The 24,180-nt window shown below is 68.2% G+C and carries 22 protein-coding genes; 7 read left to right on the top strand and 15 right to left on the bottom strand.

Annotated elements, in window-relative coordinates:
- Positions 1 to 2: 2 nt before the first annotated feature.
- The 5 genes from ACODTJ_RS06685 to ACODTJ_RS06665 all read right to left on the bottom strand — a co-directional run bounded on the left by ACODTJ_RS06685 (position 3) and on the right by ACODTJ_RS06665 (position 8,368).
- Positions 3 to 1,718, bottom strand: coding sequence for an ABC transporter permease (locus ACODTJ_RS06685; protein ID WP_454657192.1), 1,716 nt, complete (start codon positions 1,716 to 1,718; stop codon positions 3 to 5).
- 175 nt (positions 1,719 to 1,893) lie between these two features.
- Entirely contained in the window at positions 1,894 to 3,231 is a 1,338-nt protein-coding gene (locus tag ACODTJ_RS06680) for an ABC transporter substrate-binding protein (RefSeq protein WP_298921774.1), read from the bottom strand.
- 468 nt (positions 3,232 to 3,699) lie between these two features.
- Entirely contained in the window at positions 3,700 to 5,055 is a 1,356-nt protein-coding gene (locus ACODTJ_RS06675) for a sigma-54-dependent transcriptional regulator (protein ID WP_488847928.1), read from the bottom strand.
- Positions 5,052 to 6,995, bottom strand: a complete 1,944-nt coding sequence (locus ACODTJ_RS06670; protein WP_454657190.1) for an ATP-binding protein — start codon at positions 6,993 to 6,995, stop codon at positions 5,052 to 5,054. The genes ACODTJ_RS06675 and ACODTJ_RS06670 overlap by 4 nt, the downstream gene beginning before the upstream one ends.
- Entirely contained in the window at positions 6,992 to 8,368 is a 1,377-nt protein-coding gene (locus ACODTJ_RS06665) for an ABC transporter substrate-binding protein (protein WP_454657189.1), read from the bottom strand. The genes ACODTJ_RS06670 and ACODTJ_RS06665 overlap by 4 nt, the downstream gene beginning before the upstream one ends.
- Before the next feature lie 141 nt (positions 8,369 to 8,509).
- On the opposite strand from ACODTJ_RS06665, the gene ACODTJ_RS06660 reads away from it, so the two are divergent.
- A complete protein-coding gene (locus ACODTJ_RS06660; protein WP_454657188.1) occupies positions 8,510 to 9,256 on the top strand; it encodes a hypothetical protein in 747 nt (248 codons plus the stop codon).
- 28 nt (positions 9,257 to 9,284) lie between these two features.
- Here the strand turns inward: ACODTJ_RS06660 and ACODTJ_RS06655 are convergent, their stop codons facing one another.
- From ACODTJ_RS06655 to ACODTJ_RS06630, 6 genes are read right to left on the bottom strand one after another with little or no spacing between them, the layout of a single operon-like run.
- Positions 9,285 to 10,190 carry an RDD family protein gene (locus ACODTJ_RS06655; RefSeq protein WP_454657187.1) on the bottom strand — a complete coding sequence of 302 codons (906 nt, stop codon included), beginning with the start codon at positions 10,188 to 10,190 and terminating at the stop codon, positions 9,285 to 9,287.
- The gene (locus tag ACODTJ_RS06650) at positions 10,174 to 11,211 is read right to left on the bottom strand and encodes a stage II sporulation protein M (RefSeq protein ID WP_454657186.1); all 1,038 of its coding nucleotides are present in this window, start codon (positions 11,209 to 11,211) and stop codon (positions 10,174 to 10,176) included. The genes ACODTJ_RS06655 and ACODTJ_RS06650 overlap by 17 nt, the downstream gene beginning before the upstream one ends.
- Before the next feature lie 17 nt (positions 11,212 to 11,228).
- Positions 11,229 to 12,542 (bottom strand): DUF58 domain-containing protein, encoded by a 1,314-nt coding sequence (locus ACODTJ_RS06645; RefSeq protein WP_454657185.1) that lies wholly within the window; start codon positions 12,540 to 12,542, stop codon positions 11,229 to 11,231.
- Positions 12,539 to 13,495: an AAA family ATPase gene (locus ACODTJ_RS06640; protein WP_454657184.1), complete on the bottom strand. Its 957-nt coding sequence runs from the start codon at positions 13,493 to 13,495 to the stop codon at positions 12,539 to 12,541. The genes ACODTJ_RS06645 and ACODTJ_RS06640 overlap by 4 nt, the downstream gene beginning before the upstream one ends.
- The gene (locus ACODTJ_RS06635) at positions 13,464 to 14,699 is read right to left on the bottom strand and encodes a DUF4350 domain-containing protein (RefSeq protein ID WP_454657183.1); all 1,236 of its coding nucleotides are present in this window, start codon (positions 14,697 to 14,699) and stop codon (positions 13,464 to 13,466) included. The genes ACODTJ_RS06640 and ACODTJ_RS06635 overlap by 32 nt, the downstream gene beginning before the upstream one ends.
- A complete protein-coding gene (locus ACODTJ_RS06630; protein ID WP_454657182.1) occupies positions 14,699 to 15,352 on the bottom strand; it encodes a DUF4129 domain-containing protein in 654 nt (217 codons plus the stop codon). The genes ACODTJ_RS06635 and ACODTJ_RS06630 overlap by 1 nt, the downstream gene beginning before the upstream one ends.
- Before the next feature lie 140 nt (positions 15,353 to 15,492).
- Between ACODTJ_RS06630 and ACODTJ_RS06625 the strand changes: the two genes are divergently transcribed.
- Together ACODTJ_RS06625 and ACODTJ_RS06620 are read left to right on the top strand one after the other, a co-directional pair.
- The gene (locus ACODTJ_RS06625; protein WP_454657181.1) at positions 15,493 to 16,161 is read left to right on the top strand and encodes a MarR family winged helix-turn-helix transcriptional regulator; all 669 of its coding nucleotides are present in this window, start codon (positions 15,493 to 15,495) and stop codon (positions 16,159 to 16,161) included.
- A 15-nt stretch (positions 16,162 to 16,176) separates the two neighbouring features.
- Positions 16,177 to 16,896: a hypothetical protein gene (locus ACODTJ_RS06620; RefSeq protein ID WP_454657180.1), complete on the top strand. Its 720-nt coding sequence runs from the start codon at positions 16,177 to 16,179 to the stop codon at positions 16,894 to 16,896.
- A gap of 82 nt (positions 16,897 to 16,978) precedes the next feature.
- Here ACODTJ_RS06620 and ACODTJ_RS06615 read toward each other — a convergent pair whose 3' ends face one another.
- Both ACODTJ_RS06615 and ACODTJ_RS06610 read right to left on the bottom strand, forming a co-directional pair.
- Complete coding sequence (locus tag ACODTJ_RS06615; protein ID WP_454657179.1) at positions 16,979 to 17,596, bottom strand: UbiX family flavin prenyltransferase; 618 nt, start codon at positions 17,594 to 17,596, stop codon at positions 16,979 to 16,981.
- Positions 17,593 to 19,140 (bottom strand): UbiD family decarboxylase, encoded by a 1,548-nt coding sequence (locus ACODTJ_RS06610; protein WP_454657178.1) that lies wholly within the window; start codon positions 19,138 to 19,140, stop codon positions 17,593 to 17,595. Before ACODTJ_RS06610 ends, ACODTJ_RS06615 begins: the two co-directional genes overlap by 4 nt.
- A gap of 83 nt (positions 19,141 to 19,223) precedes the next feature.
- On the opposite strand from ACODTJ_RS06610, the gene ubiT reads away from it, so the two are divergent.
- From ubiT to ACODTJ_RS06590, 4 genes are read left to right on the top strand one after another with little or no spacing between them, the layout of a single operon-like run.
- On the top strand, positions 19,224 to 19,772 hold the full coding sequence (ubiT, locus tag ACODTJ_RS06605) for a ubiquinone anaerobic biosynthesis accessory factor UbiT (protein WP_454657177.1): 549 nt from the start codon (positions 19,224 to 19,226) through the stop codon (positions 19,770 to 19,772).
- Complete coding sequence (gene ubiU / locus ACODTJ_RS06600; protein ID WP_454657176.1) at positions 19,763 to 20,740, top strand: ubiquinone anaerobic biosynthesis protein UbiU; 978 nt, start codon at positions 19,763 to 19,765, stop codon at positions 20,738 to 20,740. Before ubiT ends, ubiU begins: the two co-directional genes overlap by 10 nt.
- A 13-nt stretch (positions 20,741 to 20,753) precedes the next feature.
- Entirely contained in the window at positions 20,754 to 21,650 is an 897-nt protein-coding gene (gene ubiV / locus ACODTJ_RS06595; protein ID WP_454657175.1) for a ubiquinone anaerobic biosynthesis protein UbiV, read from the top strand.
- A 32-nt stretch (positions 21,651 to 21,682) separates the two neighbouring features.
- A complete protein-coding gene (locus ACODTJ_RS06590) occupies positions 21,683 to 22,045 on the top strand; it encodes a hypothetical protein (RefSeq protein WP_454657174.1) in 363 nt (120 codons plus the stop codon).
- Between the two features lie 8 nt (positions 22,046 to 22,053).
- On the opposite strand, the gene ACODTJ_RS06585 is transcribed toward ACODTJ_RS06590, so the two are convergent.
- Together ACODTJ_RS06585 and ACODTJ_RS06580 are read right to left on the bottom strand one after the other, a co-directional pair.
- Entirely contained in the window at positions 22,054 to 22,983 is a 930-nt protein-coding gene (locus tag ACODTJ_RS06585; RefSeq protein WP_454657173.1) for an arginase family protein, read from the bottom strand.
- A gap of 67 nt (positions 22,984 to 23,050) precedes the next feature.
- The gene (locus tag ACODTJ_RS06580) at positions 23,051 to 24,169 is read right to left on the bottom strand and encodes an ABC transporter substrate-binding protein (protein WP_454657172.1); all 1,119 of its coding nucleotides are present in this window, start codon (positions 24,167 to 24,169) and stop codon (positions 23,051 to 23,053) included.
- Between the last annotated feature and the right edge of the window lie 11 nt (positions 24,170 to 24,180).

Below are 24,180 nucleotides of genomic sequence, written 5' to 3'. Positions count from 1 at the left end.
GATCAGTGGCCCATTCCCTTGGCCTTCTGGCTGCGTTCGATGATGAGATGGGAGAGGAAGGTGCAGGCCGCGACGAGGATCACCGCGACGACGCCGAGCGCGGCACCGGGGCCGCGCCCCGCCGCCGACTGCATGAAGACATAGAGTCCATAGGCCAGCGGTGCGTCCGAGTTGGACTGCACCAGCATCAGCGTCGCCGAGAGCTCGACGGCGGCCGTCGAGAACGAGGTGACGAAGCCGGCAAGGATGCCGCCGGCCATCAACGGCACGACGATGCGTCGGACCGTGCGCGCCTTGGTGGCTCCAAGGTTCTCGGCCGCTTCCTCAAGCGAGACCGAGATCTGCTGGAGCGCCGCATAGCAGGCGCGCAGGGCATAGGGCAGGCGCCGGATCGCCAGCGCCATGACGACGGTGACCCAGAGTGCGGCGAGCGGAGTCCCGTCCGGCAGGGTGATGCCGTAGAACGTCCTGAGATAGCCGATGCCGAGCACCACGCCGGGGATGGCAAGTGCGGCGGTCGCCATCCAGTCGAGCCATTCGCGACCGATGAGCTTGGTCCGCAGCACCAGATAGGCGATCGCCACCCCGAGCACGACGTCGATGCCGCCGGCGATGCTGGCATAGATCAGCGTGTTCTTGATGTAGACCGAACTCTCGCCGAAGACGCGGCCGTAATGCGCGATCGTGTAGGCATCGGGCAGTGGCGAGTACGACCAGATCGTCGCGAAGGAGAGCAGCAGCAGGCCCAGATGCGGCGCCAGCACCAGCGCCAGGATCAGGATGACGATGCCGTAGCCGAACACGGCCTCCATCGGCGTCATCACCCGCTTGGCGAGGCCGCCGCCGCCGCGCTGTGTCGTGGCGTAGTCGCGCCCCTTCAGCGCCCGCGCCGAGAGCCACATCGCCAGCACGGAGGCGATGATCAGCACGACCGAGATGACATAGCCCATCGGGTCGGCGATGCCGATCGAGGTCACCCGCAGATAGGCCTGCGGCGCCAGCATGTCCTTGACGTTGAGCAGCAGCGGCGTCGCGAGATCGTCGAAGACCTTGACGAAGACGAGAGAGGCGCCGGCGAGATAGCCCGGCATGGCCAGCGGGAAGACGATCCGCCGGAACAGCCGGAAGCCCGACGAGCCGAGATTCTGCGCGGCCTCTTCCATGGCGCGGTCGACATTGCGCAGGGCCGCCGAGAGGTTGATCAGGATGAACGGGAAATAATGGACGGACTGGACGAAGATGACGCCGTTCAGCCCTTCCATGAAGTCGATCTTGAAGCCGAACCAGTCGTCCAGCAGCAGGTTGACCGAGCCGTTGCGGCCGAAGAAGAGCTGCATCGCAACCGCCCCGACGAAGGGCGGCATGATCAGCGGCAGGAAGCCCAGCGTCTGGACGATCGCCGCGCCGCGGAAGACGAAGCGGGTCGTGAGATAGGCCAGCGGCAGGGCGAAGACGGACGCCCAGACCACAGACATCGCAGAGACATAGAACGAGTTCCACAACGAGCGCATGAACAGCTCGGTGCGGACGAAGTCGTAGAAGTTGACGAGCGTGAAGGTCGAGGTGCCCTTCTCGGTGAAGGCGACATAGATCACCGTCGCCACTGGTAGCACCAGGAACATCAGGAGGAAGGCGGCGATTGCCAGCGCCAGCGCGATCTGGCCGGGCGTGCCGGTGATGCGACGGGGGCGGGGAGCCGAGGTCGGAATGGCTGTCATGGGTGGGTGCCAGGTGTCATTCCGTGCGCGCAGCGGCATGCAAATGCCGCTGCGCAGACACGGGGCCGTTGTCAGGAAAAGGCGTCTACTGGTCGCGCGGTCCCGTGTCTGCGCCGCAGCGTTTCACGCTGCAGCGCGCTCGGGAAGACACGCGGGACGACGAAGACAGGCGAGCTTACTTGGCCGCCTTGAGCGCTTCTTCAGCCTTGGCCTTGGCCTTGGCGTAGTTGTCGCGGGCGGAGCTCGCCCATTGCGCCTCGAGCTCGGCCTGGCGGGCGCCCTTTTCCTTGCTGCCTGTGAAGGCGCCGCGCAGCTCCGCGCTCGCGGCCTGCGCTTCGCTGACCGGCATGGCGGCGAGCAGCACGCGCGCTTCCTCGGCCAGCGCCTTGGCCTTGTCGTTCGGCTTCTTGGCCAGCGCCGCATCGACCTCGTGCAGCACCTTGTTGACGCCCTTCAACGCGTCGAGCTGGAAGGAGATGAGCTGGTCGAACAGCGTGTCGACGACCGCCGTGCGACCTTCAGACTTGTCGACGTCGAAGCCGATCATCTTCTGGAAACGCGGATCGGTGAAGGGGTTCGGATAATCGGCACCGGCCTTGGCGTAGACGGCCGGGTTGACCGGCAGACGGCGGATGCCGGGCTCGAGCAGCACTTCCTGGCCGGCGGGCGAGAGCAGGAACTCGACGAAGGCCTCGGCTGCGACCCTGTTCGGCGGGTTGGTGACGATGCCGACATTGGCCGGGACCACGGTCGTCACGCTCGGGTAGACGAACTTGACCGGGAAGCCCGAAGCCTGCGCCGAGAAGGCGAAGAAGTCGATGACGACGCCGACGCCGACCTGGCCGGAATTGACCTGCTCCGGCACGCCGAAGGAGCGCTCGTTGATCGAGCGGAAATTGCCGGCCATTGCCTTGATGGTGCGCCAGCCCTTGTCCCAGCCTTCGCCCTGTAGGATCGTCTCGATCGTCAGGTGCGTCGTGCCGGAGCGGGACGGCGCCGCGATCGCGACATGATCGTAGAAGACCGGCTTGGCGAGGTCCTGCCATTCCTTCGGTTCGGGCAGCTTGTTGGCCTTGGCATAGCGGTCGTTCCACATGATGCCGTAGCCGGAGGCCGCGAAGCCGAAATAGAAGCCCTGCGGATCGTTGATCGGATAGGAGCCGATCTTGTCGGGGATGCCGGTCGCCTTGGGCTTGTAGGCGGTGAGCAGCTTCTTGCCTTTCAGCACCTCGAAGGCGTCGGGCGCCGAGGCCCAGAACAGGTCGACCTGGTTGTTCGCCTTGGTCTCCTCGACGTATTTCACGCCGGCATTGGTGTTGCGGTTCTGGACTTCGAGCGTGACGCCCGGAACCGCCTTCTCGAACGCCTTCTTGATGGGGTCGGTGACGTCCTTGGAGAAGGAGGTCACCACCGTGACCTTGCCGGCAGGCGCCTGCGCCAGCGCGATGGTCATAAACGAGGCGCTCAACGACAGGCCAAGAGTGGTCGCGAGCGCGGTTCTACGATTCAACATGGCTTCCTCCCGAAGCGTGTTATCTGGTCGACGTCGAGGTCGATGCCATCTTCTCAGCAATGGTGATGCCAAGTGCCGGTGGCATTGATTTCGTTGCGGAATTCGGGAGGAGGGGTCTTCAGATACCCGGTTTCGGGGGCATGGCGGTAACTTGCCGGAGCCCCTGATGGGTCATTGCGGTAACGTCGCCGCCGTCATTGCGAGGAGCGAAGCGACGAAGCAATCCAGAGGGACTGGGTTGAACCTCTCGAACCTCGCACCCGATCCCCTGGATTGCTTCGCTGCGCTCGCAATGACGATCAGTGGGGCGGAGTACCCGGCACTTCACAAAGCGCGCGTCATCCCGGACGCAGCGGAGCGAAGATCCGGGATCCATCATAGAGCGCAGCGCTTTACGATGGATCCCGGGTCAAGCCCGGGATGACGGTGTGGGTCCGAAGAAAAACCTGACTCGTGGACCTCGATCGCTCAGTCCGCGAGCGCCGCCGCGCCGCTCAAGCCATACCGGCGCATCTTGAGGTAGAGCGTCTTGCGGGTGATGCCGAGCGCCGCGGCGGTGATGCCGATGCGCCCGCCATGGCGCTTCAGGGCGGCGCCGATCGCCTCTGCCTCGGCGATGGCGACCAGCTCCTCCAGCGTGCGCTCCGCGCCGTCGGATGCTGCCGCGCCGGTATCGGCATCTTCGAAATCCTCGTCCATGCCGAGCAGGCTGCGTTCGGCGGCGTTCCGGAGTTCGCGCACATTGCCCGGCCAATCCTGCCGCGTCAGCCGTTGCAGCAGGTCGCGCCCCAGCGGCGGTGCCGAGCGGCCGACGCGGGCGGCGGCAAGCGCGAGGAAGTGCTGGAACAGCAGCGGGATATCCTCGCGCCGGTCGCGCAGAGGCGGCAGGCGCAGGGTCACGACGTTCAGCCGGTAGACAAGGTCCTCGCGGAAGCCGCCGGATTTGGCGAGCGCGGCGAGGTCGGTCTTTGTCGCCGCGACGATGCGGATATCGACCGCGATCTCCTTGTTGGAGCCGAGGCGCTCGATTCGCCGTTCCTGCGAGGCGCGCAGCAGGCGCACCTGCGCGGCCATCGGCATCGACTCGATTTCGTCGAGGAAGAGCGTGCCGCCGCTGGCATGCTCGATCTTGCCGATCCGCCGCTCGCGCGCCCCGGTGAAGGCGCCGGCCTCGTGCCCGAACAACTCGCTCTCGATCATGGTCTCGGGGATCGCCCCGCAATTCACCGCGACGAAGCGCCCGGTGCGGCGATTGCCGAGATCGTGCAGCGCCCGAGCCGCGACCTCCTTGCCGGTGCCGGTCTCGCCGAAAAGCAGCACGTCGGTATCGGCATCGGCGAGCAAGGCAAGCCGGCTGCGCAACCGCACGACCGCCGGGGAATGGCCGACGACACGCGCCGCCCATGGGTCTTCGGGATGGGCGCCGGCCCTGAGCGAGCGGTTTTCGATGATCAGCCGGCGGTATTCGCTGGCACGCCGGATCGTCTCGATCAGGCGGACGGGATCGGCCGGCTTTTCGACGAAATCCCAGGCCCCTTCGCGGATCGCCTTCACCGCCATGGGAACATCGGCATGGCCGGTGATCAGCACGACGGGGATCTCCGCGTCGATCGCGGTCACGGCCGCGAGCAGGCCGAAGCCGTCGCGACCGGGCATGCGGACATCGCTGACCAGTACGACCGATGCATCGCGCCCGAGTTCGGCCAGCGCGGCATCGGCGGAGCGCTTGGCAGTCACCGAAAAACCTTCCAGCTCCAGCGTCAGCCGCCAGGCTTCCAGCACCTCGGCATCGTCATCAACGAGGACGACTTTTTGAGTGCTCATGCGTCGATTTCCAGCGGGGCCATGATGTGGGCTGTCGTCCCTTCGAGGGTGATCAGGAAACGGGTGCCGGCGGGGCCGGTCTCGGAGACCGCGAGCGTGCCGCCTAGATCCTTGATGATGTTGTAGGACAGCGAGAGGCCAAGGCCGAGCCCCGAGCCGACCGGCTTGGTCGTGAAGAACGGGTCGAAGATGCGTTCCAAGTGCGCCCGGTCGATGCCGGGCCCGCTATCCGCGACCCAGATCTCGATCTTGTGGCCAGCGCGGCGCGCACCGATCGCGATCGTCGCGCCCTCCATGCCTGCGACGGCGTCGAGTGCATTGGCGATCAGATTGACCAGCACCTGCTCCAGCCGGATTTCCTCGGCATGGACATGCAGCCGCCCGGCCGGCAGGTCGCGGGTCAGCGTCACGCGCTCGGCATCGAAGCGCGGCCCGAACAACGACAGCGCGGTTTCGACGACATCGCCGACAGAGACAGGGTTTAGAACCACGCCGGGTTTGCGGGCAAAGCGCCGGAGATGCGCGATCAGATCGGCTGCGCGCGTCGTCAGCGCCTGGATGCGGCCGATGGCCTTGCGCGCTTCGTCGGGCCGCCCGCGTTCCAGCAGCAGCGCACCGTTATGGGCATGGGAGCGGATCGCGGCGAGCGGCTGGTTGAGCTCGTGGCTGAGGCCCGCCGCCATCTGCCCGAGCGCAGCCAGCTTGGCCGCCTGGATCAGGTCGTCGCGCGTCTGGCGGAACACGGCGAGCGCGCGGGTGAGGTCGCCGAGCTCGTCATTGCCCGCCTTGGGTAGCAGCGCCGAGGACTGGCCGCTGGCGATGCTGGTCGCGGCCTCGGTCAGGACCCGCAGGCGCGCCACGAGATGGCGCCGGACATAGAACCAGCCGATCAGGAGCGCGCCCAGCAGCGACGCCGCAGCGATGGCGAGCAGCAGGTTGCGGCCGAGCCGTATCGCTTCGGCCGAGCGGTCGGCGGCTTCCTTCGCCACGGCCTCGGTCCGCTGCACCTCCTGCGAGACCAGTGAGCCCAGTTCCGTGACGAGGCGACGGCTTTCAGAGATCAGGCGCTGCGCATCGGCGAGCGCGGCGAGTTCCGAGCGCTTGAGGCCGGGCAGGCCGGTCGTGGTGTCGGCGAGCCCGACCAGGCGCTGCGTGATCTGCCGCACCGTGATTGTATCGGGCCAGCCTGCGAGCGCCTTGGCCTCGACCTCGAGTTGGTCGACCGCCTCGCCGATGACATGGCCGGTCTGCTCCATGTCCTCGCGGGTCTGGACCGTGCCGAGCCGCCCGAACAACCCGACGATCAGGTTGGCCTGGGCGTTGAGCGTCATCAGCGCTTCGCTCTTGCGGGTTTCTTCGCGGATCGTGTTTGGCTTGCCGGCGGATGAAGCCTCGCTGCCGATCTGGCCGAGCGCGGTATCGATGTTGAAGCGGGCATCGTCGGTCAGCGGCTCGATCTCGTCGATGAGGTCGGCCTGGAGCCAGCGCAGTTCTTCGCTGACGCCGCGGATGCGCTCGGCCAGCGTGAAACGGCGCCCCGACACGTCATCGATGGCGCCGAGATTGCGGCGGATCTCGGCCGCCACGGCTGTCAGCTGCGGCGCGTCGAAACCGCTGCCCGTCCGCTCGGCCAGAACCTTGTCGAGCTCGCTCAAGCGCTCTCCCACCACGCGACGGCCACGCTCATAGCCGTCACGCCGCTCCGCATTGGCGAGTTCCGGCATGCCGGCGATGACGCGGGCGCTGGCCTCAGCCAGCCGTGCGGCGGAGGCGAGACCGGGCAGATGTTCGCGGGCGATTGCCGCCAGCTCCTTGCTGAGCCGCTCATAGGAGATGACGCCGACGATGCCGGCGCCGACCGCAAAAAGGCCGACGCCGAGGAAGGCGACGATCAGGCGGCCGCCGATGCCGAAGCGCCGCTTGGGCAAGGCGGGCGTCATGGCCGCGCCCCGGTCAGGTTCTCGTCGCGCCAGCCCAGAGCCGCCAGCCGTTCGGCTGCACGTTGCAGGTTGTCGCTGGCCTCCGTTGCGCGAGCTGCAATCGCATTCCGGATATCGGTCTCGATCCGTGCCTGCTCTTCGGGCACAGGAAGCCCCCGCGGCACGCGGACGATGTTCTGGAAGCGCCCCGGCTCTCCGAGTTCGGCCGTGGAGATCGGCGGCCGAGTCAGAGCGGCCCGGGCCTGCGTCAAGAGCCTGGCGGCCTGCTCGTCAGGGCGTGTGAGCAGCGCCGCCTCCATCGTCTGGAGGCCGCGCCAGAGCCTGGCGTGCTCGGTGCGGCGGAAGGTGATCCACTCGTCGAAGATCAGGTTGACCAGTTCGTAGCGCCCCGCCGACAGGCCGGCGTCGAAGCCGGTGCGGTTGAAGATGCCTTCCGTTTCCGACAGATGCGGCGGTGTCTCGTCCGGAGCATAGGCCGAGGGCGAGATGGCGAGGCGCCCGATCCGCGGCTCGCGCAGCATCTTTTGCCCCTCCGGCGAGAGCACGAAATCGATGAAGAGCTCGGCCTCCTTCGGATTGGGCGAGGTCGCGAGCCTTGCGATGCTGGCGGGAGCGAACAGCGTCTCGCCGGGCAGCACGAAACGGTTGGTCTCACCGTCGCCCGTCCTGGCCTCCGTCAGGAAATCGATGGAGATGCCGATCCCGAAGCGGCCGCGGGCGACGCCGGCGGTGACGCCGAAGCTGCGCGCCGTGATCGTCGCGAGATTGCCGCCGATGACCGACCACAGGGCCCAGCCGCGCTCCCAGCCGAGAGATTGCAGGAGAGCCTCGACCATCAGATGCGTGGTGCCCGAGCGGGCGGGCGAAGTCAGACCGATATGGCCTGCATAAACGGGAGCCGCGAGATCGGCCCAGGTGCGCGGCACCGGCAGGCCGCGCGCCGCCAGATAGGCGGGATTGTAGACCAGCCCATAGCCCGAGACGGCGAAGCCGAGATAGCGATGATCGGGATCGTTGACCGGATAGCCGGCGATGGTCTCCGGCGCACCGGTCTTGCGCGGCTGTACCGGCGCCAGCAGGTTCGCGCGCTTCAGCAGTTCGAAGGCATCGGGTGCGGAGGCCCAGAACAGGTCGGCCTCCGGCCGCTTCTGCGCGCGGATGTCGATGACCGCGGCCGTCGTCTTCCGTTGCACCACCTCGACGGCGATGTCGGGATGATTCTTGCGGAAGGCGCTGCGGAAGGGCTCGAAGAAGGATGGCGGGAACGAGGTGATGATCTGGACGCGCCGCCCCTCGGCCATGCCGATGGCGGGCCAGCCGAAAGCCAGCAAGGCGAGAAAGGCGAACCTGATCGTGGCGGCGTAACGACCCATGAAACCGTCATATAGCCGGCTTTGCGGCCCGGCTAGGCCGGCCACGCCTTCATGGCAAACGGCGCGCCTCCCGCGCTGCCGCCGATTGTATGCCTGCGCAGGCCGTGCCACAGTTCGGCCTCATTCGCGGCGGGGTTCCTCATGAGCAGCACATCGACCGGCGGATTTTCCGCCGCACCGGGACAGTTTCGCGTCGGCTCGGTGATGAATAAGACCTTCGCCATACTGGGGCGCCAGTTCGGCAAATTCGTCCTGCTGGCCCTTGTGCCGATGATTCCGATCTTCCTGCTGACGCTGGGGGCGCTGTCGTCGAGCGCGCCTTCGCCATCCGGCATCGCCGTTGGCGCGATGCTGACCGGGCTGCTGACCTTCGTGCTCCAGACCGTGGCACAGGCGACGAGCCTCTACGGCGCTTTCCAGGAGATGCGCCAGCAGCCCTTCACCATCGGCGATTCCCTGCGGATCGGGCTCGCCCGTACCGTCCCCGTCATCGGCGTCGGCATCCTGGTCGGCCTTGCGACAGGCCTCGGTATGCTGCTTCTCGTCGTGCCCGGCGTCATTCTCGGCTGCATGCTCTATGTCGCCATTCCCGCCTGCGTCATCGAGAAGCTGGGCGTGACCGCCAGTATGAGCCGCAGCGTCGCGCTGACCAAGGGCTATCGCTGGCAGATCTTCGGGCTCTTCCTGCTCGTTGTGGTGATCTCGCTGGTCGGCATGCTCGTGCTCGCGCGGATCGGCGGCGCCGGCTTCATCGGGCAGACCTTGAGCTTCGCCTGGCAGGTCGTCTCGACCGCCTTCGGCGCCGTGCTCGCGGCCGTGATCTATCACGATCTGCGCATGGCCAAGGAAGGCATCGACCTCGACACGCTGACGAGCGTCTTCGACTGATCGAAACCGGCCGCGCCGCTGCCGGTCCTCACGGGTTGGTCGCGGCGGGCTCGTTCTTGTCGGCGCGGTAGCGGCCGAATTGCTGCTCGCGTTCGAGATGCGCACGCTCGGCCGTGTAGAAGGCCTTGAGGAAGTCGAGCGCTTCGGCCGGCGGAACCTCTTCCGTCCAGCCGATCTTGCGGCGGATCTTGTCGCAGACTTGGCTCTGCATGCTGTGCGTGTCGGGTGAGGGCGGCCGGCGCAGCAATTCTTCCAGCACCTGCAATTCGAAGGCGCCATAGGCGTCGAGCTGCTTACGGCTGAAGACGAAGCGGCTCTGCGCCTCCGCCAGCTCGGCCAGGAGCGCCCGGCGCGGCACCGAGATCACCATGGTCCCGGCGATGAGATCGCCGGCTCGCAGGTGGTCGCGGTTGAAGAAGGGCAGGGCCGAGAGCGCGACCGCCCAGCCGAAATAGCTTGCCGCCGTCCAGAATTCTGCCCCCGCTCCGATCTTCGGCACGGCGAAGAACAGCCCGAGCGGCAGGAAGATCTCGACCTCGCGCGTCAGGTTGCGGGCGACGATCGCGCCGGGCAGCAGCGGTCCGCCGCTCCTGTCGATCACCTTGAGGTTGACGATGCGCTTGCCCGGCGTGGCGCCCTGGCTCTGCAGCTCGAAGTGGATGAAGTAGAGGTTCCGGAGCAGGAAGGACAGGAACAGCACGACTGTGACCGTCACCGAGCCGGTAGCGCCGTGCAGGAACGTCAGGCCGAGCACGAGGAAGAGCAGGACGGTCGCCAGCATCCAGAACAGGAAGTCGATCAGGAAGGCGACGAGCCGCTCGCCATGGTTGGCGATATCGACCTCCAACGCCACCCCCTCCGGCGTAATGATCTCGCGCCGGTTGCGGGTGATGCCGTCGAGCAGACGGTTGATGCGGTCAAGTCGCTGGGCCATGGCGTCCGCGTCTGCCGATCGAGAGGAAATAGGCGGTCCACAGCACGCCGGTCGCGATGCCGATCGCAAGCCGCCAGGGCGTCGAGGCGATGAGCTGGCGCAAGCCGCCCTCGATGATCCCGGCGACGAAGAGCATCAGCACGGCCCCGCCCGCGAGCCCGGCCGCCGCCTTGCCGGCCATGGCGAGGCTGTCGAGGCGGTTGTAGCGGCCCGGGAACAGGATTTTCTCGGCGATGACGAGCCCGCCGGCACCGCACAGGATCAGTGCGCCGATCTCGGTCACGCCATGGATCGAGACCCAGCCGATGAAATCGACGAGCAGGCCGCGATTGTAGTGCAGCGCCAGGAAGGCGCCCAGGATGAGGCCCTGATAGCCGAGCAGGAGAAGCGTCGGCACGCCGCCGAAGACGCCGAGCCCGAAGGTCATGATCCCGATCGTGGCGTTGTGCCGGAACAGGAAGTTGGCGAAGACCACGAAGGAATCGACGAAGCCGGGCCAGGGCGCGAAGATTTCGGTTCGGCGCAACTGCTCGGCCGTGCTCGCCGGCCCGCGCCCGCCGGCCAGCCCTTCGGGAACGAGCAGGCTGAACCAGGCTTCGTCGGGCAACACCATCAGGTAGCCGATGCCGATCCCGGCGGTGATGGCGAGCGCCGCCAGCAGGATATGCCAGCCCGCCCCGCGAACGGCGGCCGGGAAGCCACGCTTCAGGAAGCCACCGAGGGCTTCGAGAATGCCGATGCGCGGGCCGTAGACGACGAAGAAGGCGCGCAGCACCAGCCCTTCGAGATAGAGGATCAGATTGCGGTCGAGCGCGATCGAGCGGGCGACGGAGAGCGAGGAGGCGGCGGTCCGGTAGAGCAGGGGCAGTTCCTGCAATTCGCCGGCGGAGAGGCGCGACAGGCCCTTCTTCTCGACGCGCGAGACGAGTTCGTCGAGCATCCGCCAGGCCGTCTCGCGGTTGCGGCGGAACTCGGCGCTGCGCAGCGTGACGGTTGCGACCGGAGCGGCTGGCGCGGCCATCGGGGAGCCGTTCGGTTCTATAGCAGCCCCCTCTGCTTGATGGTGAGGTAGCGGTTGACCAGGCCGACGGCGAGGCCGCGCGGTGGGATTTCCAGGCAATGCACGCCCATCCGCGCCAGCCGCTCCAGCACGACGGCGCGCTCGCGCTGCAGGTCGCGCGCGACGACCGCCTCGGCGACCGGCCGGAAGCTTGCGGGCTCGGCCTCGACGATATCGGCCAGCAGCGGGTCGCGCAGGGTGACGAAGATCACGGCATGGCGATTGGCCATGCGCTGCAGGCTTTCCAGCAGCAGACCCGCCGTCGTGGTGTCGATGAATTCGGTGAACAGCACGACCAGCGCCCGGCGTTTCAGGCGGGCATTGAGCTCGGCGAGCCCCAGCGTAAAATTCGTTTCCTCGGCCCGGTAGCCGAGCTGGCCCGACGCGTTCTGAAGCCGGGCAAAGGCGCTCCGGCCGGGCGAGGGCTGGAGATATTGCCGGATGCGGGAATCGAAGCCGAACGAGCCGACATGGTCGCCGCTGCGCAGCGCCACCCAGCCCAGCAGCAGGCCGGCATGGATCGCATGGTCGAGCCGCGGCAGGCCGTCGATCGGCTCGGCCATCAGGTAGCCGGTATCGAAGGCGAGCACGATCTGGTGGTTGCGCTCGATCCGGAATTCCTTCGACAGCAGCTTGAGATGCTTGGCCGAGTGCTTCCAGTCGATGAAGCGGTTGTCGAGCCCCTGGACATGGTCGCGCAGCGCCTCGAACTCGGTGCCCTCGCCCCTCTGGCGCTGGACCTTGATGCCGTCCACCGCATCGCGGCTGAAGAACTGCACGGCGGCCGAGGCGATGCCCCGGATATCGGGCACGACGTCGATCGCAAGCGCCAGAGGCCGCCGCTGGCTCCGGCTGGCGAGGCCGAGCGGGCCACGCCAGCGCAGCCAAAGCGCCTCGATGGTGATCCGCCCGCGCCTGAGTGGCCGGATCGGCAATGTGACCGCGCCAACGGTTCCCGGCAGGACATCGAGCCGGGCGGGCTCGGGAGGCGCGACATCGCCGCTTTGCTCTGGCAGGAGCTGGATCGACACTGCCCGCGCGGCGCCCTCGATGGCGGCGCTGACGCTCAATTGCCCCTCGCTGCCGATGTATAGGCGCGGGGGCGCATCGACCGTCAGCGAAAGCCGCGACGGCCGGGCGCAGAGCAGGGCGTCGAGTCCGATCAGGGCCAGCACGAACAGGCCGAGATCGAGCGCGATCGGCCAGAGCGTCTGGTCATGGATCATGAGCCCGATGGCGACCGGCACGGTCGCCCCGAAGAGCAGGACGGCGCGCGGTGTCGGCCTGATCATCGCGGCACGGCGACCTGGTCGATCAGTTCGAGGATCACGTTGTCGGCGACCAACCCGTCGATCTCGGCATTGGGCGCGAGCACGATCCGGTGGCGCAGCAGGGGCAGCGCGATGCCCTTGACGTCGTCGGGGATGACGAAATCGCGCCCCTGCGTCGCGGCCCGCGCCCGGCTGGCCGAGGCCAGCATCGTCGCGGCACGCGGCGAGGCGCCGGTCTCGATCGCCGGATGGCTGCGGGTCGCGCGGATCAGGTCGACGATATAGCCGACCAGCGGCTCGCCGAGGGCGATCCCCCCGACCAGTGCGCGGGCCGCCAGCAGATGCTGTTCCGAGACGACGGAGGCGAGACCAAATTCGGCGAGCTTGGGCATGGCGGCGCGGTGCCCGTGGCGCGCCACGATGGCGAACTCCTCCTCGCGGCTCGGATAGGCGAGGTTGATCTTGAACAGGAAGCGGTCGAGCTGCGCTTCGGGCAGCGGATAGGTGCCTTGCTGCTCGATCGGGTTCTGCGTCGCCACCACCATGAAGGCCTCGCCGAGCGGATGGGTCGTGCCGTCGATGGTGACGTTGCGCTCGTTCATCGCCTGCAGCAGCGCGGCCTGCGTCTTGGGCGGGGTGCGGTTGATCTCGTCGGCGAGCAGGATGTCGGTGAAGATCGGCCCGCGCGTCAGGCTGAAGCTGCTGGTGCGGAAATCGAAGAGATTGGTGCCGAGCAGGTCGCCCGGCATCATGTCCGGCGTGAACTGGATGCGCCCAAAGCGCAGCGAGAGCCCGGTGGCGAAGCTTTGCGCCAGCAGCGTCTTGGCCGTGCCTGGAACGCCTTCGAGCAGGACATGCCCGCCGCAGAGCAGGCTGACGAGCATGAGCTCGACGACCTCGTCCTGGCCGACGACGGCTTTGCGGATTTCGCCGCGAAGCCCTTCAGTGATCGTCGAGACGTCGCGGAGTTCCATGCGGCAGATCCTTGCGCCAGTGATGGAGGGCCTGCGCCGCGGCGAGCAGCGAGGCGAGATTGCGGTGGCCGGCGGCGGGGCTGTCGCCCAACACTGCGATCGGTTTCGGATCGATGCCGCGCGCCTCTGAAGCGCGCGCGAGCCATGCGGTCAGGTCGGCGCCCTCGAGCCCGGCCGGGGCGCGCAAGACCCGCGCGGCGTCCTGAAGCGTCATCGCGATATAGCGTTGCAGGAACGCGGCATGGTGCCCGGCATAGTCGACCAGCGCTGCCGCGTTGCCGATCAGCGCATGCCGGCCGGCATCGAGCCGGCGCGGCGCCGGCAGCGGCGCGCCGAAGCGCCCCATCGCTGCCCAGAGCAGCAGCGCGACCGCAGCCAGGATCTGGACGAGAACGAGATTGAACGGGAATTCGTAGAGGAATTTCAGCAGGTTGGGCGGCGATCTTTTGAAGCCGTGTATGGTCTCGTCGAAGACCAGCGGGCCGCTCCGGCCGTCGAGCAGGGCGGCGACCACGTCGCGCGCGAAGGCGGCATTCGCGCCCTTGCCGATGCCGTGATTCTCGATCGGATCGGGATCGGCCAGCACGAGGGTGCGGCGATTGCCCTGCCGCAATTCGCCGAGCAGGATGCCGTCCGGTGTCGAGATCAGCGGCGTGAGGTTGGAGCCCTTGATCAGCTGGAGCTCGCCCTGGACGGTCGGGTCGGCCGCTGCGATCGTCTTGCGATAGGTGGCCGGCGGCTTGGTCCGGATGATGTCGCCGCCGCTCACCGCCGCGCCGAGCGCTGACTGGACCCGCAAGGCCGGAGCGAGCTCCGCCTTGCCGATCCAGTCCTTCCGCCGCTCCCCCGGTTTCACGGTCCATTTCGGCAGGACGAGCAGAATGCGGCCGGCGGTCGAGAGCTTGTTGCGGTTCTCGTCGCTCGTCAGGCTTCCCGCCGGCTCGGCCAGGATGAGCACGCCGTTCTCGCCGGCCGCCTCCAGCGGCCGATCCTCGGCACGCAGCGTCCGGTACCCGAGGCCACCGAGCAGGTCGTGGAAAGCGAGATGGCCGACGGCGGAGTTGGAAAAGCTGTTGGCGCCGGAAGAGAGGCCGGCCGCCTCACGCCCGCCCATGCCTGTCAGCAGCAGGGAGGCGGCGAAGAGCGTGCAGAGCGCCGCGGCAAGCGCTGCAAGGACGCGCGGCTGGAAGGTCGCAGCGCCCATCAGGCCGTGCCTGCCGCCAGCGAGCGCCTGAGTGTCTCGAATTCCTGCCGGCAGCCGAGATAGTCTTCCCGCCCCGCCGGCCGCCCGCCGAAATAGGTCTGCTCGACCGACTGGACGATCGCGCCGAGCGCGCCGGCCCCGGCCTGCGGAAGGGAGACCTTGCGCAGGATCTCGCGGCTGGTCAGCGAAACCGCGAAGCTTGTGCCGAGCCGCAACCGGATCTCGGCGAGGCTCTTGAGCAGCAGCACATGCATGGCCTCGCCATAGTGCCCCCGGCCCGCGAGATCGTCCGCTTCGAGCTGGGCTTCCTCCATCCGGGCGGAAGGGTTGGAAAAGCCGGACGGCAGCTCACCGGCCTTGATCCGGCGCGAGCGGCTGAAGGCCGGCAGGTTGTCGCGCAGCGACCAGATCGTCACGGCCACGCCGAGAATGACGGTGCCCCAGAGCAGGAGGCGCGCCGTATCGGCCGAGATGTCGAATTTCAGCCAGTCGAGCCAGCTGGCCGCGCGTGGCTGTGGCACCGGCATCTCCGCCTGGATGTCGTGGCGGCGGATGGCCTGCCTGACCATCTCGCCTGCATCGCCGGCGGCCTGCGCCGCGCTGCTCAGCGTGACGGCGCAGAATGCAACGAGCAGGACGGGCAATCGCTTCACAGGCATCGAATCCGCATGCGGCCGAAGGCCACTATGGCGAAGAAATTGGCCGCGCCATAGCCAGAGAATGCGCAGGCGACACTCCGGCAAGCACCGCGGCAGCGTTGACAGAAATAATTAGGAGTCCTAATTGTTTTTCCATGAGCGAACCGACGAACGATATCGTGACGCGGCTGCGCGAGGGCTTCGAGCGGATCGCCCTCGTCCTGCGCGCCGATCTCTGGGCAGCAGCCGGCGAGGCGGGGCTCAATCCGACGCAGGCGCAGGTGCTCGGTTTCCTCGCCGCCCGCCCGCCGGGCGTCCGCCCGAAGGATATCGCCGCCCATCTCGGCGTCTCCGCTGCCAGCGTGACGGACACGCTCAATGCGCTCGACCGCAAGGGCTTGGTCCTGCGTCAGGCCGACCCGGCGGATGCCCGCTCCGTCGCACTGCGTCCGACCGCCGAAGGGTTGCGGATAAACCAGGCGATCGCCACGGCGGCCTCGCAGGTCGCGGCGGCGCTCGTGCAGCTCTCGCCCGCCGAGCAGGCGAACCTGCTGCTGGCGCAGGTGAAGCTGGTCCGCAGCCTCCAGCTCGCGGACGCCATTCCCGTCCAGCGCCTTTGCGTGACCTGCCGCCATTTCCGGCCGAACGCCCACCCTGGCTCGGCCCATCCGCATCATTGCGCCTTCGTGAACGCGGCCATCGGGACGGAGGATCTCCGGCTCGACTGCGGCGAGCATGAACCGGCCGACCCCGCGACTCAGTCTGCCAACTGGGCCGCCTTCGAACAGGGCCGGCCACCCCTCCAGGCACCACCCGCCAGCTGAGAAGGAAGCACACGCATGAACCGATTGGGAACCGCAGGCCTCGGCCTCGCGGCACTGGCCTTGCTCGGCCTGTCGCCGGCCGTCATGGCTCATGAGATCAAGGTGAAGAGCGACGACAAGGTGCTGGCGAGTTTCGACATCGTCGAGACCCGCATCACCACGGAAGCCGGCAAGGCCGTCTTCCGCACCCGTGTCCGTACCGATGCGGGCAAGGTGAAGCCGGCCGCGACCGGCAAGTTCCCGGGCTCGGAGGTCTATGCCTATGTCTGGCCGACCTCGCTCAACTCGGGCGATATCGGCTTCGACACCGGGCAGGGCATCGTCGCCCTGGCCGTGACTTTCCATCCCGATTTCGACGACGGCGCGCGCGGCGCCAAGAACCGCGACGTCTGGCATCCGCACTGGGTCGTGCTCAACGAGGACAAGGTCTGTCCCGGCGGGCTGAAGGTCAAGGACATCCCTGAGGGCGCCAAGCCGAAGCTGCCCGAGACCTGGCCCGGCGTGCCGTTGCTGATCGACAGCCCGGCCTATCCGACCGAGCTCAAGGGCGATGCCGTCGAGGTTCAGGTCCCGCTCGCCAGCATCGGGGCGCTCGCCACCGCGTCCTTCGACGGCGTCACGGCGGGCTTGAGGGTCGACGGCAATCTCCACGCGCCGCTGCTCTGCGTCAGCAATGTCTTCAAGGTCGCATCGGGCAACCTGTCGCTGCCCGGCAAGGTCGTGCCGGCGCGCTAGCCCCGACGTGAAAGGCGGCCCGGCGACTGCCATCGCCGGACCGCCCCGTTTTCCCCTCCAGGCAATGGAGAAGGAAGCCGGATCATCGCACATCTCCGGCGCGCCCGGCCAGTCCCGGCTCCACGCCGTGCCATTCCGTCGCCGCCGGCCCATCGAGATCGAGCCCGAGAAGGCCGAGTGCGCGCAGGGCGATCTGGTCGACGATCGCTGCGATGTCGGCCGGCTTCAGATAGAAGGCCGGGACGGGCGGGGCGATGATCGCGCCATATTCGGTGACCTGCGCCATCGCCCGCAGATGGCCCAGATGCAGCGGGCTTTCCCGCGCCACCAGCACGAGCCGGCGCCGCTCCTTGAGTTGGACGTCGGCGGCGCGCGTCAGGAGGTCGCCGAGCTGGCCATAGGCGATGGCGCAGAGACTGCGCATCGAGCAGGGCGCGACGATCATCCCCGCCGTGCGGAACGAGCCGCTGGCGATGCTCGCGCCGATATCGCGATGGTCGTGGCACTGCGATGCCAGCGCACGGACCCGTGCAGGCGCCTCCGCGTCGATTTCGGCCGCCAGCGTCCGCTCCGCCGCCGGCGAGATCACCAGATGGGTCTCGACTGTGCCGACCTCGGCGAGCCTTTCCAATACCCTGAGCCCGATCGCGGCACCCGAGGCGCCGCTGATCCCGACGATGACACGCTGCGGCCGGTTCATCGCGCAGCCCTGGCCGTCGGCGCTAGCCTCAACGAAGGCCAGAGCGCATCGATCCGGGCCATGACGGCCGGGTCCATCGCCATCGGCCGACCCCATTCCCGTTCGGTCTCGGGCGCAAGCTTGTTGGTGGCGTCGATGCCGAGCTTGCCGCCCAGTCCCGGCTTCGGCGAGGCGAAGTCGAGATAGTCGATCGGCGTGTCGGTCAGCGTGACGAGATCGCGGCTGGCATCGGCCCGCGTCGCGACCGCCCACATCACCTGCGCCCAGTCGCGCGGGTCGATATCATCGTCCACGATGATGACGAGCTTGGTGTAGCTGAACTGCGGCAGCAGCGACCACAGGCCGAGCATGAGGCGCCGCGCCTGGCCGGGATAGCGCTTGGCGATGGCGACGACGGCAATCCGGTAGGAGCAGGCTTCCGGCGGGAGCCAGACGTCGACCACCTCAGGGAACTGCCGTTGCAGCAATGGCAGGAACAGCACGTTGAGCGCCTCGCCGATGCGCGAGGGCTCGTCCGGCGCCCGGCCGGTGAAGGTCGAGAGATAGAGCGGCGCCCGTCGCATCGTCACGGCCGTCACCCGCATCACCGGGAAGGGCTCGACGGAGTTGTAATAGCCGGTGTGGTCGCCATAGGGGCCTTCCGGCGCGGTCTCGTCGGGCGAAACGAAGCCCTCGATCACGATTTCGGCCTCGGCCGGCACCGAAAGCGGGACGCTGACGCAAGGGACGAGCGCAGGCCGCTCGCCGCGCAGCAGCCCGGAGAAGCGCAGCTCCGGCATGGTTTCCGGCAAGGGCAGCACGGCCGAGAGGATCGTCGCGGGATCGGCGCCGATCACCACCGCGACCGGCATCTCGCGGCCGATCCGGCGCCATTGCGCATGATGGCGCGCCCCGCCGCGATGGGCGAGCCAGCGCAGGATGGCGCGGTCGCGCCCGAGCACCTGCATCCGGTAGACGCCGAGATTACTCTCGTCTCCGGGCGCGGGCTCGGGCGGCACGGTCAGGACCAGCGGCCAGGTGATCAGGGGCGCAGGCTCGCCGGGCCAGCAGAGCTGCACCGGCAGTGCCGTCAGGTCGATGTCCTCGCCCCGGAAGATGCGTTCCTGCACCGGTGCCCGCCGGCATTCGCGCGGGCGCATCGAGAGAGCCGCGCGCGCCAGCGGCAGCGCCTGCCAGGCTTCGCTCAATCCGCGCGGCGGCCGCGGCTCGCGCAGTTCGGCGAGCTTGCCGCCGAGTGCGGGCAGCTGCCCCGCCTCGACGCCCAAGCCCCAGGCGACGCGTTCGACCGTGCCGAACAGATTGGTCACGAGCGGCATGGACGAGACCGCCCCGTTTGGCAGCTGCGGGCGCTCGAACAGCAACGCCGGCCCGTTATTGGCAATGACGCGGCGATGAATCTCCGTGACCTCGTGCACGACACTGACCGGCTCGGCGATCCGCCTGAGCTGTCCGTTGGCGTCGAGATGGTCGAGGAAGGCATTGAGGTCGCGGAAACGAGGCAGGTCGCGGATCGGCAAGGGCAGGGGCTCCGGTTGCCGGACCATCGCCCGCTTCAATCGCGGCCGTCTTTGCGCGGGCGCAACGAGCGCAGCGGCTGCCGGCCTAGTCTCAAGGCCGGAGGTGAGCGATGCCGGAGCCGGAGACGACAGGATTGCGGGTGATGCCGCCGCGATTGCCGCCATGGCTGTCGCGAGCGGTCGCGCCCCTACCGTTGGCGCCCTTGCAGCCGGCACTGGCGCTGATGCTCGCCCGCATCGGCCGCGCCCATCCCGATCTCTATGACCGCCTCGGCGAACACGCCGAGAAGCGCTTCGGCATCGATCCCACCGATCTGCCCTTCGCCTTCGTGCTGGAACCGCGACCGGGCCGGCCGCAGGCGCGCGCCGTCCGCGCCTTGCCGGAAGGGCTCGATGCCAGCATCCGCGGCCCGCTCGCCGGCCTGATCGGCATGGCCGAAGGCACGCTCGACGGCGACGCCCTGTTCTTCTCGCGCGTGCTCTGGGTGGAAGGCGACGTCGCGGCCTCGCTCGCCCTGCGCAACGCCATCGACGACGCCCGCATCGATTTCGGCAAGCTCCTGCTCGGCGGTTTCGGGCCGCTCGGCGCGCGTCTTGCCGATGTCGTGCGCGAGCGGATGCGGGCGCTGCCCGTCGCGGGAGGCTCTTCGTGGAACTGATCTGCCCGGCCGGCACGCCGGCAAGCCTCGAGGCGGCTGTCGAGGCCGGAGCCGACGCGGTCTATTGCGGCTTCCGCGACGAGACCAACGCACGTAACTTCCCCGGCCTCAATTTCTCGCGCGAGGAACTGAATAAGGGCATCGCCTTCGCCCATCGCCACGGCGTCAAGGTGCTGGTCGCGATCAACACCTTCGCGCGCGCCGGCTCCTTCGGACTCTGGCAGGCGGCGATCGACGATGCTGTCGCGGCCGGGGCGGATGCCCTGATCCTGGCCGATCTCGCGACGCTCGATTATGCCGCGCGCCGTCATCCGGCGCAGCGGCTGCATGTCTCGGTCCAGGCCGGGGCCGCCAATCCCGACGCGATCCGCTTCTATGCCGAGAGCTTCGGCGCCCGGCGCGTCGTGCTGCCGCGTGTGCTCAGCGTGCCCGAGATCGCTGCGATCGTCCGCGAAAGCGCTGTCGAGACCGAGGTTTTCGTCTTCGGCGGCCTCTGCGTGATGGAGGAGGGGCGCTGCTCGCTTTCGTCCTATGCCACCGGCCAGTCGCCGAACATGAACGGCGTCTGCTCGCCGGCGAGCCATGTCGCCTATGCCGAGCGCGAAGGGCAGATCGTCTCGACGCTCGGCGGCTTCACCATCAACAGTTTCGGCAAGGACGAGCCCGCGGGCTACCCGACCCTGTGCAAGGGCCGCTTCACCACGCCGAAAAGCTCCGGCTACATCTTCGAGGAGCCCGTCAGCCTTGACGCGGCGGCAATGCTGCCGGCGCTCCGCGAGGCCGGGGTCACCGCGCTCAAGATCGAAGGACGCCAGCGCGGCCGCGCCTATATCGCCGGCGTCGTCCGCTCCTTCCGCGGCATTCTTGCCGCGCTCGACGAGGGACGCCGGGCGCCGGCTCCCGGCCTCGCCGCCATGGCGGAGGGGCAGGCGAGCACGGTCGGCGCCTATCGCAAGGGCTGGCGCTAAGGGATTGACGACGATGCAACTCACCCTCGGCCCCGTGCTCTATCATTGGCAGCCGGAGCACTGGCGCGACTTCTATTTCCGGATTGCCGACGAGGCGCCGGTCGACACGGTGGTGGTCGGCGAGGCCGTCTGCTCCAAGCGCACGCCCTTCAAGCAGGATCACATTCCGGCCGTGGTCGAGCGGCTGGAAGCTGCGGGCAAGCGGGTGCTGCATGCCTCGCTGATCCTGGTCTCGCTGCCACGCGAACGGCGCCAGACCCGCGAGCTGATGCAGGCCGCCGAGGCCGAGGTCGAGATCAACGACCTGACTTGCCTCGCCTCGCTCGGCGAAAGGCCCTTCGCCGTCGGTCCCTTCGTCAACGTCTATAACGAGGCGGCAGCCGGCTTCCTGGCCGCGCGCGGCGCCAGCCGCATCTGCCTCCCGCCGGAACTCCCGTTGCCGGCCGTCGCGTCCATCGCCGCGGCGCTGCCGCAGGTCGCCATCGAGGTCTTCGCCTTCGGCAAGGTGCCGCTGGCGATCTCGGCGCGCTGCTACCATGCCCGCGCCCACAAGCTCACCAAGGACAATTGCCGCTTCGTCTGCGAGCAGGACCCGGACGGCATGCCGGTCGCCACGCTGGACGGCGCCGGCTTTCTCTCCATCAACGGCGTGCAGACCCTCTCGCATGGTGCGGCCTGCCTGCTCGGAGACATCCCGGCCTTGCGCGAGGCCGGCGTCGCCGCGCTCCGGCTCTCGCCGCAGGACTGTGACATGGTCGCGGTCGCCAGGTTGTTCCGCGAGGTCGTCGACGGCCGGCTCGACGCGGGTGAGGCCGAGCATCGCCTCGGCGCGCTCTATCCGGACGTGCCTTTGGCCAACGGCTTCCTGCATGCGGCACCCGGCCATGTCCATGTCCGGGCTGGCGTCTGAGGCACAGCTTAGACCTCACAGGGGAGGCGGAGATGGGCGGCAGCTATGACGAGGCCTCGCAGCACGAACCCGGCCGGACCACGCCGGCGAGCGACCTGATCGTCCGGTTGCGGCGCGTATTGCAGCCGGAGGGGCTCGATTGCGCCTGCCGCGAGACGCTGGACGGCGCTCTCGACCGCTTCGACCAGCTCGAGCGCCGGCGCGAGGCGCGGCGCCGCCTCACCGATGCGCGCGACCACAAGATCCGGATCGAGGCGCTCCTGTCCTTCCTCTCCGATCTCGACACTCTGACCGAGGCCGAGACTGACCGCAGCGTCTTCGACGAGATGGCGCTGCTTCTCGTCGAGATCGCCCGCAGTGCCGAGGCCGGAGCGGCGGCTTTGCGCGCGATGTAGCGGGTCGGTTAGCCGCGTTCGGCGGCCTTCGACTGGTGCTGCCGCGCGATCAGGTTGAGCGCGTTCAGCGTCACCTGCGCCGCGAGCAGCGCCGACATGCCGCCGACATCATGCGGCGGGCTGACCGTGTTGATGTTGACGCCCACCAGATTGAGCCCGGCGCAGGCTTCCAGCACCGCGAGGCCCTCGCGCGAGGTCGCCCCGCCCCAGGTCGGCGTGCAGACGCCTGGCGCGACCGAGGGGTCGAAGAAATCCATGTCGTAGGAGAGATAGACCGGCCGGTCGCCGATATGGGCGCGGACTTCGGCGAAGACCTTGGCGATGCCGCGCTCCAGCAATTCGGCGAGCGGAATCACGTTGTAGCCGAGGCTCCGCCCGTATTCGCCGACGCCGGGCAGCATCGTCGTGCCGCGCATGCCGATCTGGTAGGAGCGGGTGGCATCGACGAGCCCTTCCTCGGCGGCGCGCCCGAAGGCGGTCGCGGTATTGTAGCCCTCGATCGGGTAGGCGTCGGTATGGGCGTCGATATGGATGGTGACGAGATCGGGATAGACCCGGTGCAGCGCCCGCATCTCCGGCAGCGCGATCGCCCCGTCGCCGCCGAGCGTCACAGCGACGGCGCGCGTCTCGGCGATGGCGCCGACGGCCGCCTCGATCGCGACATAGGAGGCTTCGAGATCGCCGGGGCTGACCTTGGCATCGCCGACATCGACGACGCCGAGCGCCTCCAGCGGGTTGATGCCGTTGACGAAGTCGAAGGCGCGCAGCAGCAGCGACTGCTCCCGGATCGAGGACGGCCCGAGCCGCGAGCCGACGCGCTGCGGATGCGTGCCGCAATCGAAGGGCAGGCCGAGGACCACGGCCTTGGCGTCGCCGATCTCGGTGCGGTGCGGGACGCCCATGAAGGTCTGGGCGAGCGAAAACGGCGCCGTTGTCATCGATAGTCCTGTGTCTTGGTCGCAGAGGCGGGAACGGGCGGCGCGTTGCCGCCCGTCGGGATCGGGTTCAGGACGCGATCGCGTCCATGTAGCGGGCGAGGATCGTGGCGTAGTGCTGCGCATACCACTCGTTGTCGACGGCGACCTGGCGCGCGAAATTCTCCGGCGAGCCGCAGTCCAGCGCCTTCATCTCGGCCGGCACCAGCGCCGCGGCGGCGGGGTTCACCGGCCCGTTGCCGACGCGCTTGAACAGTTCGATCTGGCTCTTCGGGTCCTGTGCCGAGGCGATGAAATTCCAGGCGCCGGCCTTGGCCGGGTTGCCCTTCGGCACGATCCAGGCGCCGGGGAAGAGGATGCCGTCCTCGAAGGTGAACTTGATGTGGTCGCCGACCTCCTTGGCGAGCAGCATCGAGCGCGTGTGCCAGAGATTGCCCATCACGACCTCCTGGTTGCGGAAGAGCTGCTGGCTTTCCGCGCCGGTGGTCCAGAAGATCGTGTGCGGCTTGATCTCCTTGATCTTGGCCAGCGCCCGGTCGACATCGATCGGGTAGATCTTGTCGCGGCTGACGCCGTCGGCGAGCAGCGCCGCCTCCAGCATGCCCTCGATATTGTTGCGCAGCGTGCGCTTGCCGGGGAATTCCTTGACGTTCCAGAAGTCCTTCCAGTTCTTCGGCGCCGGTCCCTTCAGGGCCTTGGCGTCATAGGTCAGGACGAAGGAATAGAGATAGGCGCCGACGCCCCAGTCCGAGCGATGCGCGGCGCGGACCTTGTCCTGCGATACGATCGACCAGTCGACTTTCTCCAGCAGGTTCTGGCGGCCGAGTTCGATCGAGGCCGGCACTGTGCGGTCGCAGACGTCCCAAGTGACGGCGCCGCTCTCGACCATCGCCTTGATCTTGCCGGAGCTCGGCCCCGAGCCGTTGATCAGCGCCTTCGCGCCGGGATTGGCCGCGTTGAAGGGCTGGGCCCAGATCGCGTCATAGGCCGGCACGGCATCGCCGCCCCAGTTCACGACGACGATCTCGCTGCTTTGCGCATGGGCCGGCGTCAGCCGCAGGCCGGCCGGGATCGCCCCCAGCATGGCCAGCGCCTGCAGGAAGCGGCGGCGATGCACGCGCTTGCCTTCGGTCTCCCGGCGCAGGATCGCCAGGCAGTCGTCACGGAATTCCTGATGCTCTCTGGTCATGCTGGTCTCCC

The sequence above is a fragment of the Allobosea sp. FG18 genome (genome assembly GCF_057809495.1).
Note: the sequence above shows the minus strand (reverse complement) of the source record. Positions and strands in the feature narration are given on the sequence as shown.